This window comes from Bradyrhizobium sp. 956_D2_N1_4 (assembly GCF_052076025.1).
Taxonomy (GTDB): domain Bacteria; phylum Pseudomonadota; class Alphaproteobacteria; order Rhizobiales; family Xanthobacteraceae; genus Bradyrhizobium; species Bradyrhizobium barranii.
Genome location: NZ_CP197237.1, coordinates 1,377,494 through 1,389,933, shown reverse-complemented (window position 1 = coordinate 1,389,933; position 12,440 = coordinate 1,377,494). Strand labels below are relative to the sequence as shown.

At 65.3% G+C, this 12,440-nt stretch carries 7 protein-coding genes; 5 read left to right on the top strand and 2 right to left on the bottom strand.

Translation table 11 applies throughout. From position 1 onward, the window contains the following. Positions 1 to 10 precede the first annotated feature (10 nt). A complete protein-coding gene (locus AB7535_RS06415; RefSeq protein ID WP_085402754.1) occupies positions 11 to 1,228 on the bottom strand; it encodes a type II secretion system F family protein in 1,218 nt (405 codons plus the stop codon). A 4-nt stretch (positions 1,229 to 1,232) separates the two neighbouring features. After that, a complete protein-coding gene (locus tag AB7535_RS06410) occupies positions 1,233 to 2,918 on the bottom strand; it encodes a GspE/PulE family protein (protein ID WP_085402753.1) in 1,686 nt (561 codons plus the stop codon). A gap of 396 nt (positions 2,919 to 3,314) precedes the next feature. On the opposite strand from AB7535_RS06410, the gene gspD reads away from it, so the two are divergent. The 5 genes from gspD to AB7535_RS06385 all read left to right on the top strand — a co-directional run bounded on the left by gspD (position 3,315) and on the right by AB7535_RS06385 (position 12,228). After that, positions 3,315 to 5,588, top strand: coding sequence for a type II secretion system secretin GspD (gene gspD / locus AB7535_RS06405; protein ID WP_245344174.1), 2,274 nt, complete (start codon positions 3,315 to 3,317; stop codon positions 5,586 to 5,588). Between the two features lie 31 nt (positions 5,589 to 5,619). Continuing rightward, positions 5,620 to 6,117 (top strand): tetratricopeptide repeat protein, encoded by a 498-nt coding sequence (locus AB7535_RS06400; RefSeq protein WP_085402751.1) that lies wholly within the window; start codon positions 5,620 to 5,622, stop codon positions 6,115 to 6,117. A 204-nt stretch (positions 6,118 to 6,321) separates the two neighbouring features. Continuing rightward, positions 6,322 to 6,969, top strand: a complete 648-nt coding sequence (locus tag AB7535_RS06395; RefSeq protein ID WP_071915607.1) for a transglutaminase-like cysteine peptidase — start codon at positions 6,322 to 6,324, stop codon at positions 6,967 to 6,969. Between the two features lie 247 nt (positions 6,970 to 7,216). Beyond that, complete coding sequence (locus AB7535_RS06390) at positions 7,217 to 8,602, top strand: AIDA repeat-containing protein (RefSeq protein ID WP_085402750.1); 1,386 nt, start codon at positions 7,217 to 7,219, stop codon at positions 8,600 to 8,602. Positions 8,603 to 9,066: 464 nt separating this feature from the next. After that, positions 9,067 to 12,228: an AIDA repeat-containing protein gene (locus AB7535_RS06385; RefSeq protein ID WP_354112444.1), complete on the top strand. Its 3,162-nt coding sequence runs from the start codon at positions 9,067 to 9,069 to the stop codon at positions 12,226 to 12,228. Positions 12,229 to 12,440: the final 212 nt, after the last annotated feature.

Sequence of the window (12,440 nt, the reverse complement as noted above, 5' to 3'; positions counted from 1 at the left end):
CCTCCCCTTCTCAACCGACAACTTGCGTCACTGACAACAGCGCCGTCATGACCGACACGATCAGGCCCCCGACCACGACGCTGATGAGGATGATCGCGGCAGGCCCGATGATGGCGACGACGCGATCGAGCTGCCGCTGCAGCTTCTCCTCGTAGAACTCCGCGACCCGGCCCGACAGCGTCGGCAACTGCCCGGTCTCCTCGCCAAGCCGCAGCATCCGCACCGCGACGGGCGGCAGCACGGCCGAAGCGGCCAGCGCCTCGGCGAGCCTGCCGCCATGGCGCACGCGGTCGGCCATCGCCGCCCAGGCCTGCACGTTGCCGGTCGCATTCATGATGTCGATCAGGATGCGAAGCGTCGCCGTCAGCGTCACGCCGCTGCCGAGCAAGATGCCGAGATTGCGCGAGAACAGCGCGGCGCGATGGAATTCGACCACGGTCGAGATCACAGGCAGCCGCGCGATCTGCGTCACGATGCTGGCGCGGACCGATGGCCTGCGCCACGCCAGCCAGCCGCCGATGACGGCGATCGCAACCACAGCGCCGACCTCGAAGCCGTGACCGCGCAGGATGTCCGACAGCGTCAGGAACACCTCGATGACGGGATCGGTCTTGGCGTTGAAGTCGCGCAACACCGCCGAAAACTGCGGAAGCACGAACGTGACGAAGAATATCAATACGCCGCCGGCCGCGAGCAGGACGAAGGCGGGATATTGCAGGGCGCCGGTCACCTTGCGGCGCAGAGCCTCCGCGCGCGTGCGCTCAGTCCCGATCGTCTCCAGAATGTGGTCCAGCGTGCCCGACATCTCGCCGACTCTGACCAGGGCGACATACATGGGCGGAAACAGCGTCGGCTCGCGCGCAAGCGCTTCGGCAAAGCTCTCGCCGGACATGATCGCGGTCTTGATGGTATTGACGACCGGACGCAGCCGGCTGACGTCCATGTCGCCTGCGAGCAGTTCGAGCGCATCATTCAGCCGGGCACCGGCCTTCAGGAGCAGAGCAAGGTCGCGCGTGAAGATCGTGACATCCGCGGGCCCCGGCTTCGACAACGTCAACGACGCCAGCGAGAGCGACCAGCCCTTGGCTTCCTCCTCGGGCCCGGCATCGATCGCGACTAGGCCGAGATATTCGATGCGTTGGGACACTTCGGCGAGGTTGGCCGCCGTGATCGAGCCGGAGACCACCTCTCCCTTCTGCGTCAGCGCACGATAGCGAAAGTTCGGCATCTCGTCACCGCACGGTGGTTACGCGCAGGATCTCCGCCGCCGAGGTCATGCCCGACAGGCATTTGGCGAGGCCATCCTCGATCATGGTCGTCATGCCGTTGCGGATGGCCACCTTGTCGATGGATTCCCAGTCGGACTGTTCCTCGACCAGCGCGCGGACTTCCTCGTTCATCTCGAGCACCTCGAACACGCCGATACGGCCGCGATAACCGACATTGCCGCAGCGCTCGCAGCCGACGGGTTCGAAGATGACATTGCCGACGGACAGACCGACCGCCGTGTAACGCGGATCGGCCTCGACGTCGGCATGGGTCAGCGGCCGACTGCTCTTGCAGCGGTCACAGAGCTGGCGGACCAGGCGCTGCGCGATCACCGCGCGCAAGGTCGAGCGCAGCAGGAACGCCTCGACGCCGAGATCAAGCAGGCGCGGCACGGCGGCCGCCGCCGTCTCGGTGTGCAGCGTGGTCAGCACGAGATGGCCGGTGAGCGCTGCGTGGATCGCGACATGAGCGGTCTCGGAGTCGCGGACTTCGCCGACCATGATGACGTCGGGGTCCTGGCGCACAAAGGAGCGCAGCGCGGTGGCGAAGGTCAGGCCGATCGAGGGCTTGGCCTGCGACTGGGAGATGCCGGGGATCTCGTATTCGACGGGATCCTCGATGGTCAGGATCTTTCGGGTCGGCTCGTTGAGCAGCGACAGCACGGTCGCGAGCGTCGTGGTCTTGCCGCTGCCGGTCGGGCCGGTGACGATGATCATGCCGTGCGGCAGTGCCAGCATGCGCCGCAATTTGCCCTGGTCGCCGGCCAGGAAGCCGAGCTTGTCGATCGACAGCAGAGCGCGGTCCCGCGGCAGCAGGCGGATGACGGCGGACTCGCCATGCTGCGTCGGCATGATCGCGACGCGCACGTCGATCTCCGAGCGCGCCGCCCGCACCCGCGCGCCGCCGTCCTGCGGCAACCGGCGCTCGGCGATGTTCAGTCCCGCCAGGATCTTGATGCGCGAGATCACCGCCGCCGGGGGCACGCCGTTCGGTGTCGCGACATTGCGCAGCAGCCCGTCGACGCGCATCCGTATCACCAGCGAGGTGCGGCCGGGCTCGATATGGATATCGCTGGCGCGCAGCTCGACGGCGGTCTCGAACATGTCGTTGACGGCGCGAACGACCGGCGCGCCGCTGGCGAGGTCGCGCAGATTGTCGATGTCGTCATCCTGCGCTGTGGCATTGACGGCGGTTTCGGCGCTCGCGCTCTCCTCCTCGCCGAGACGCTGGTCGAGCACGGTGGCGATATCCTCGAACGAGGCAACCTTGATGGTCGGCGCCGTGCCAAGCACGATTGCAGCCGCCTGTATCGAGGCCCGGTCCGTGGGGTCGGCCAGCACAAGCACTGGCGATCCGCCAGCGGGCTGACACGGGAACACCGCCATTTCGCGCAGGAACCGGCGCGAAAACTGCTGCGCGCGGGATTCCGTCGCCATCATCTCCTGAAGCGTGACGCGCGGAAGCTCGAAGAACAGCGACACCTCGTCGGCGAATTCGCTCGCCGACAATTCACTCATTTCCCACAGCTTACGCAGACCACCTTCGGCGGGGCGGGACCCATTCGGCCTGCCGAGCTTGTCCGCGTCCGGCTTCAGGCCAACCTTCTGGCTGAAACGAGCGACGAACTCGTGCGCATTCGGGGAGGCCATGAACGTCTACCGTAGTCACTCTGACGGCCGCAGAGCGGCGAGCGGGCCGTTTACCTTAGTTTTCCGATTGGAAATGTGACGGCATGATCGATCGCAATATCGTCCCCGGCCAGTCACAACATGATCGAACAGAACGTCCTTGATGTCCCTGCGCAATTTTCCGTCGCATCACATTCTCACAACAAGCTCGCGCGACGGGCGCAAGGCTAACAGAATTCGTAACACACGACTGTCATACGAGAGGGTTAAGCAAGCCGCATTCGGCCCGCCCCGCCTCGACGGGAACAACAGCGGGCGGCGCGTGAGTGAGGCAGTCCAGTGAGCCGAGCAACATTCCGGATCGGCTTGGTTGTCCAATGCGCTGCCATCTGCGTATTGCTCGGATCGTGCAACACGGTGAGCGGCATCGCCGATGCCGACACCAAGGATCCGGATGTCTTCGACAAGGTCCGCTCGGTTGACCTGTTGCCGCGCTATCCGAACCAGTTGCCGCAGCGCGAGCTCTCGACCGGCCCCCGCGCCAAGACCGCGATCTACGCTGCGGTTGCCAGCGACGATGCGCCAACCGCCACCTCCTCGCAGCAAGCGGCGGTCAGCACCGACCGGTTCGAGCTCAACTTCGACAATTCGCCGGTCGCGTCCGTCGCCAAGATCGTGCTCGGCGACATCCTCGGCGTCGGCTACGTCATCGATCCGCGCGTCCAGGGTAATATCAGCCTCTCCTCGGGCCGCCCGATCCCCAAATCAGACGTCGTCTTCGCGCTCGAAAACGCGCTGCGGATCGGCGGCGTCGCGCTGGTGCGGGACGATACCGGCTACCGGTTGATGCCGCAGGGCGACGCGGTCGGCGTCGGCGGTGCGGACGCCTCCGATCGCATGACACCGGGTTACGGTATAACGATCGTGCCGCTGCAATATGTCTCGGCGCAGACCGTCATCAAGCTGGTCGACAGTTTTGCCACCAAGCAGGGCATGATCCGCGCCGACACCAGCCGCAACCTGATCCTGATCCAGGGCTCCGGCAGCGAGCGCCGCAACGCGGTCGATCTCGTGCTGAGCTTCGATGCGGACTTCTTGAAGGGACAATCGGTCGGCATCTTCCCGGTGCAGAACAGCAATCCGGGACCGATCATCGCCGAGCTCGAAAAAATTGTCGATTCCGGCGAAGGCGGCATGACGCAGAACGTGATTAAATTCCAGTCGATCGCCCGGATGAACGCGGTGCTCGCGGTGACACGGAAGCCGGAGCTGTTGAACCGTGTCGAGACCTGGATCCGCCGCCTCGACACCACCAATACAGGCCGCTCCGCGGTCCACGTCTACCGCGTGAAGTTCGGCGACGCCCGGCAGATCGCGCGGGTGCTCAACGACGTCTTCGGTTCGAGCAGCTCTTCCGGCTCGTCCGCCTCTCAGCTCGACAGCCCCGGCGGACAGGTCGCACCAGGATCCGGCCTCGCCTCGAGCTCGAGCGGCGGCTCTGCGCTCAGCCGCCTGTCGGCCTCGCCCAATCAGTCGAGCAGCGGCTTTGGCTCGAATTCAGGCGGACGCGCCGCAAGCGCGGGTGCTTCCGACGCGTCCACCGGCAATCAGGCCGCCTACGGTTCATCATCCGCTTCGCAAGGCGGCGGCAGCCTGTTCGACAACTCCTCCACAGGACAGAATTCAGGCCGCGGCGGCACAGGTCCCGGCAACGTTCTCGACGGTGTCCGCATCACTGCCGACAGTGTCAACAACACGCTATTGATCTATGCGAGCCAGGAACAGTACCGGATCATCGAGCAGACCATCAAGGAGATCGACCAGCCGCAGCTCCAGGTCGCCATCGACGCCACCATCGCCGAGGTGACGCTGACCGACGATCTCCAGTACGGTATCCAGTCCTACATCATGAGCCGCGATGTCGGCCTGAAGCCCAACACCGGCTCGGTGGGCTTTAACGGCGCAACGTCGGTCGCCGCGGCGGCAGCCGATGTCGTGCTCCAGCGCGCCATCCCCGGCTTCAACTTCCTGGTCGGCTCGGCGCAGACGCCGCGCGCCGTGCTCAACGCGCTGCATGCGATCACCGACGTCAAGGTGCTGTCGAACCCGTCCGTGGTCGTGATCGATAACCAGGTCGCGACCCTCCAGGTCGGCGACGAGATCCCGATCCAGACCGGAAGCGCAACCGTGCTGACCGGCAACAACACCATCGCCAACACGACCGACTACCGCAGCACCGGCATCATTCTGCGCGTGGTGCCGCGGATCAATGCCAACGGCAATGTCAGGCTCGATGTCGAGCAGGAGATCTCCAATCCGGTCAGCAACTCGTCGTCAGGGTCGTCCTCGACGTCGACCAACTCGCTGACGCCGACGGTGTCGACCCGCAAGGTGCGCAGCTCGGTCGCGGTCGCCAGCGGACAGACGGTCCTGCTGGCGGGCCTGATCAGCGACACCCAGACCAAGAGCCGCGCGGGCATTCCGGGCCTCGACCAGATTCCCGGCCTCGGCGAAGCCGTGTTCGGACAGACGGACAAGCAGGTCAAGCGCACCGAGCTTATCATCTTCATCCGGCCGCAGATCATCCGCGACGGCGCCGATGCTCATTTCGTTGCCGAGGAGCTGCGCACCAAGCTGCGCGGTACGATCAACGCGATCGGGCCGAGGCCCGCGCCGACGACCTACCGCTGAGCCAGTACAAATTGCCCGAGGAGCGGTTCACATGATCAGGTCCAGCAGACTCTTGATTGCCGCCATCGTGCTGGGACTTGCCTCGACAAGCATCGCCCACGCAGATTCCCTCGGCGCTGGAACCGGCGCCTTCAACCGCGGCGACTACAATACCGCTGCCCGTCTGCTGTTGCCGCAGGCCGAGCGCGGCAATGCCCGCGCGCAAGGGATGGTCGGCTTCATGTACGCGACGGGACAAGGCCTGCCGCAGGCCTATGACGCCGCCGGCTACTGGTACAGGCTGGCCGCCGAGCAAGGCGACACCACGTCGCAATATCTGCTCGGCCTCGCCTACGACAAGGGCCAGGGCGTGCCGCAGGACGACGTCGCCGCCTACAAATGGCTGAACCTCGCGGCTGCGCATGCACCGAGGAAAACGCGCGAGAATTTTGCAAAGCTGCGCAATGCGGTCGCCTCGAAGATGAGCCGCGGCCAGATCGCGGCCGGCCAATGGCACGCGCTGCGCTGGCCCGGGGAGTCGCCGTTCTGATCGACGGCGGGGGCCGCAAGCCGCGGCGGAATGCCGTCATATCGATGATGTGACGGCGTAACGCCTGCCTTAACGAAAATCATACCATCACCGCCGCCGGCCCGGCCGACATCGCGCGGATCGGTACAATTTGAAGCAATAGCTTAGTCGGATCGCGAGCTGTCTCTGCCAACGTCCCCTGCACAGGGAGCGTCGGGGCACGACATGGCGGGAAATCGCAACGCAAAGCAGAGACTGACGACGCTGGCGGCCGCCGGCCTTGCCGCGGCCTGCCTGTCGATGGCGCTGCCGGCCCATGCTTTCCTGGCCCGCCCCACCCTGTTTGCTGCGATCGGCGCTGCGACCAAGGCACCGTCCGGCTGGCAACAGTTCTGCGCCGAGAATGCCGAGGACTGCCGGCCCGGCGCTGATCAGGCCCGGGACGTCGTGCTCACGCCCGAACTGCTTCAGCAGCTCTACGAGACGAACAAATACGTCAATGATCGCGTCGCCTGGACCAGCGATGACGCGCTTTACGGCAAGGCCGAACGCTGGACGCTTCCGCTCGATCGCGGCGATTGCGAGGACATCGTCCTGCTCAAGCGCAAGATGCTCGCTAAGTTGGGCTGGCCGCAGGGATCGCTCCTGATCACAACGGTCGAGGAGCCGGGTCCGGCCAAAGGTCGTCACGCCGTACTCACCGTCCGCTCCGACCGCGGCGAGATGATCCTCGACAACCAGACCCCGGAAATCCTGTTCTGGTACGAGACCAAATACCGCTACCTGTCGCGGCAAAGCGCCACCGACCCGAACGTCTGGGTGGCCTTTGGCTCCGAGCAACCGAAGCCGCCGGCTTTTCCCGTCGAGCGTTAATTCCCCGTAGAGCGACCCTGAAGACCAGCCTCTCGGCCACGGCGCGCCGCGCGGTCGCCGGTCATGCGCAACAGTCCGCATGACCTCGCAAGACGTCCGACGTTTCGCCGCACCTTCTTGTTCTGAACATCACTATAACATTATTCGCGCGTTATGATACAAAATATATCATTAGCTACGGAATGATTCCCATTCCGAGTTGTATCATCATCGCGACCATCCCCATTAGCGCTCATTTGAGGCATCAATGACCACTCAAGTTGTATTTGGCGGCACGACAACGATCTCCGCCCCCACCACCACGACCTACATCGTCGTCTCGGGCACGCTCGACGTCGCCAGCGGCGGCGTCGTGTCCGGCGCGACCGCGGTCGGCCCCGGCACTGTCATCATGATCGAGGCCGGCGGCACCGCCAACAACTCGACCATCGCCGGCGGTGTGCAGTACAATTACGGCACGGCCAACGGCGTCGTCATCTCCAACGGCGGCACCCAGCACGTCTATGGCGGCACCGCCAGTAACGTCGTGATCAGCGCCGGCGGTTACCAGGACGTCATGAACGCCACCGTCACCGGAACGACGCTCGCCGGCTTCCAGCAGGTGCATGTCGGCGGCGTGACCTATGCGACGGTCATCGTCAACGGCGGTAACGAGTTCGTGGCGGCCGGCGGCACCACCAATGGCACCATCGTCTCGTCGGGCGGCCTGCAATATGTCGGCACCGACGGCACCGCCAATGGCACCGCGATCAACAATGGCGGCAATCAATACGTGCTCGGCACCGGCAACGACACCGTCGTGTTCGGCGGCGGCGTCCAGGAAGTCGCCGGAACGACCAACAACACCACCGTCAACAGCGGGGGCATTCAGCACATCGTGCTGGACGGCACCGCGATCACGACGACCGTGCAGGCCGGCGGCTTCCAGCAGGTCAACAGCGGCACCGTGCAGAGCAGCCAGGTCAGCGGCGGCCTTCAGGTTCTCGGCACCGGCAGTTCGACCGACACGGTGGTCCTGTCCGGTGGCAGCGAATATATCGGCTCCGGCGCTTCGGCGACGGGAACGACGGTCAACGCCGGCGGCCTACAGTATGTGGACGTTGGCGGTTCGGCGGCCTCCACGACGGTCAACGGCGGCTTCGTCTTCGTGGCGGGCACCGCCTCGAACGCGACTGTCAACAGTGGTGAGTTCGATGTCGCGGGCACGGCGAGCAACACGCATCTCGCCGGCGGCGCCGAATACGTCTATGCCGGCGGCGTCCAGAACGGCGTCGATTTCGCAGGCACGGCTTCGACGCTCTATCTCGAGGACGCGTCCGGCCTGACCGGCACGATCTCGAATTTCGAGGTCGGCGACGTCATCGACTTCCGCAACCTCGCTGTGAGCTCGTACGAATTCGATGGCGCGACGCTCACGCTGATCACCGGCAATGGCTCCCTCGCCTATCAGTTCGCAGGCGTCGAGGCCGGCACCGCGTTGAACGTCGCCTCCGACGGCCATGGCGGCACGTCCGTGTCGCTGTCGCTGCTCTCGCAGTTCTCGGCGAGCCTGGTCCCGGATGCTGGCGAAGGCGCGATCACGCAGCAAAGCTCTGATCCCGAGAGCGCCTCGCTCGTTCACGCCCAGAGCTGACCTGAGACGACGTTGCTGTACCGGGACAAGTCCCGGTACAGCTTCCTCGGCTGTCGAGCCCTGCTCCGGCCAAGGCCATCGGCGCAAGCCTCGCCACTCTTCGCTCATCAAATCTCAGACGCAACAGGTCGCGCGCCATCGAGGGGCAGCGCGCGAGCACGTTCATCCGCAACGCGGGCCGTGCGACACGGCTCCAGTCACGCCTGCCTATGCGGGAGGCATGCCCAGCGCCAGATTGCATACCATTTGGAGCACCCGCCTCGGCTGCACCCGCGGAACCTCCTCATATCATTGATATAACGTTATTCCGGACAAAATGCCGCATACCGCGCAAAAATGTATCATAAAATATCATAAATAGATCGTTTAGAGCCCGTGCAGGTTCGGCGCATGCCTCCGCAACAGGCGGTCGCAGCGCGGAATTCAGCCCTTCAGCGCTTCTTTAGCATCACTTGAGGTATGTTATGACCACCGTCGTAAAAATAGGTACCGAATTTCAGGTCAATAGCCAGACGGCTGGCAGCCAGTGGTATCCCTCCATTACCGGCCTCACCAATGGCGGCTTCGTCGTCACCTGGCAGGACGGCCTCGCCGGCTCCACCAGCGGCAGCAGCACGCTCGGCGACGCCAGCGGCTCCGCCGTCCATGCCCAGCTCTATGCGGCCGACGGCAGCAAGGTCGGCGGCGAATTCCTCGTCAACACCCAGACCAACGGCTCGCAGGCCTCCCCGGTCGTGACCGGCCTCAGCAACGGCGGCTTCGTCGTCTCCTGGCAGGACCAGAACTCCACGAGCGGCGACATCAAGGCCCAGATCTACGGCGCGAACGGCGCCCCGGTCGGCGGCGAATTCCTCATCAACTCCGTCACCGCCAACAACCAGAATACGCCCGCCATCACCGGCCTGCCCAATGGCGGCTTCGTCGTCGCCTGGACCAACCAGGGCAGCGTCGCGCCCGACATCAAGGCCCAGGTCTATGACGCGAACGGCGCCAAGGTCGGCTCCGAATTCCTCGTCAACTCCACCAGCGCCAACTTCGATCAGGAGCGCGCCTCGATAGCAACGCTCAGCAACGGCGACTTCGTCGTCACCTGGAACGATTTCCGCACCGGCAATTGGGAAGTCCGCGGCCAGGTGTTCCACCCGGGTGCGAGCGGCGCGACCAAGGTCGGCTCCGAATTCACCGTCGATACCGCTTATTACAACAGCCGCATGGTTGCCGGCGTGACCGGTCTTGCCAACGGCAATTTCGTCATCAGCTTCGAGGACACCAGCGGCGAAATCCGCGCGCAGGTCTTCACGGCTGGCGGCAGCAAGGTCGGCTCGGAATTCCAGGTCAACACCCAGACCGGCGGCAACCAGGGCTTTTCGAGCATCACCGCACTGACCGGCGGCGGCTTCGTCGTGACCTGGTCGGACGAAGGAACTGCCGACGGCAGCGGCTCCGGCATCAAGGCGCAGGTCTATGATACGGCCGGCAACAAGATCGGCGGCGAGTACATCGTCAACTCGCAGACCAACAGCTATCAGTACTATCCGACCGTCTCGGCGCTCGCCAATGGCGGCTTCGTCATCAGCTGGCAGGACTTCAGCCAGACGCTTGGTGACAACTCCTCCTACGGCATCACCGCGCAGGTCTTCAACCTCTCGAACGCCCCGACCGCACCGACCATCGTGTCGGTCACCGATGACGTCTCGCCCAACAGCGGCGCGCTCGCCAACGGCGCCAGCACCAACGACACCAACCTGACGGTCCGCATCGCAACCGGCAGCAACTTTGCCGGCGACGTCGTGCAGCTGTTCGACGGCCAGACCGCGATCGGCTCGGCAGTCACGCTCTCGCTAGCCGACATCGCGCGCGGCTACGTCGACATCCAGACCGGCGTGCTCGGCAACGCGGCCCACGCCATCACTGCGAAGGTCACCGATACGACCGGCGCCGTGAGCGATGCCGCCTCCGCGATCAACGTGACCGTGGACACGGTTGCCCCGGCCGTCGGCGTCACCGGCGTGACGCTCGACACTGCCAACCTGCCCACCTTCACGGTGAGCGGCACCACCGAAGCCGGCCTTCTGGTCTCGGTCTACGACGGTGCGACCCTGGTCGGCACCACCACGGCTGGCGCCAACGGCTCCTGGAGCCTCGCCGGCCTGACGCTGGTGGAAGGCGCCAACAACCTGACCGCCAAGACCATCGATGCAGCCGGCAACGCCGGCACCTCGACCGTCTTCGCGGCGCCGACGCTGGTCTCGACCGGCGCGGTTTCGGTCACGGGCGCATCGACGACCTCGCAGGGCTATGTCGTGCTCGGTGACGGCACTCTCGATGTCGTCACCGGCGGTAACGTCTCCGGCCAGATCACGATCGGCAATGGCGGCGTCGTCGACGTCCTCAACGGCGCGACCACTGAGCATACCGACATCCGTAGCGGCGGCGTGCAGTACGACTACGGCACCGCGAACGATACCATTGTTCACGCGGGCGGCCAGCAGCACGTCTACTTCGGCGGCAGCGCGAACGGTTCGACCGTCGAGGCCGGCGGCTACCAGGACGTCTACTCGAACTCGACCGTCACCAACGTCAGCCTCAGCGGCAACCAGCAGGTGCTGGCGGGCGGAACGGCCATCGACACCACGGTCTATAGCGGCGGCTACCAGTATGTCGGCGATGGCGGCACCAGCGCCGGCACGCTGGTCAAAACCGGCGGCTTCCAATACATCGATGCCGGCGGGTCGGCCAGCGACACCGTGATCGACGGCGGCTTCCAGTATGTCGACGGCACGGCAACCGGTGGCTCGGTCGGTGGCGGCAACTCGCTGGGCGGCGGCGTCGCGACCGGTGTGACCGTCAAGAACGGCGGCGCGCAGCACGTCTACCACGGCGGCAGCGCGACCGGCACGATCGTTGCGGCTGGCGGCTTCCAGGACGTCTACCATGCCACCGTCTCCGGCACGAACCTCAGCGGCAACCAGCAGGTGCTGGACGGCGGCATCGCCGCGAACACCGTGATCGAGAACGGCGGCAATTCGTACATTGGCGCGGGCGGATCGGTGACGGCGACGACGGTCAACGGCGGCGGCCTGCTCTATGTCGACGCCGGCGGCTCGGCCGCGTCCACGACGATCAACGGCGGAGTCGGGTTCGTGATCGGAACGGCGTCCAACACGACGCTCAACAGCGGCGAACTCGACGTCGCAGGCACCGCCGACAACACCCACCTTGCGGGCGGGGTCGAGCATGTCTTCGCCGGAGGCGTCCAGAACGGCGTCGACTTCGCCGGCTCGGCTGCAACGTTGACGCTCGAGAACGCTTCCGGCCTGACCGGCACGGTGTCGAACTTCGAACTCGGCGACACGATCGACCTGCTCAACACGTCGGTCTCGTCGTTCACCTTCGACGGTACGACACTGACGCTCGCCACGAACTCGGGCAGCCACACCTACCAGTTCGCGGGCGTTCAGTCCGGCACCGAGCTCAACGTCACCGACGACGGCCACGGCGGATCGGCGATCTCGCTGTCCCTGCTGGTGCAGCAGTCGGCGAGCATCGTCCCGGACGCCGGCGAGAGCAGCCTCGTGCCTTCGGACACGACGCAGCAGCAGCCCACGCTGGCCAGCCACGGCTGATCGGCCAATACGATCTGCGCACCGGGGTCCCGCCCCGGTGCGTCATGCGATCGCGGCGGGAGGTCAACTTGCCTCCCGCCGTCCCGCATCCCGCCGCAGAACGCCAAATCCGACCGTTATGTGAGCGGTCCGACATAGTTATCAAACCGTAACATAGCCGCGTTAGCTATCGGCCGCCCTGCCGACCGGCGGGACCCCCGTCCGTGAAATCG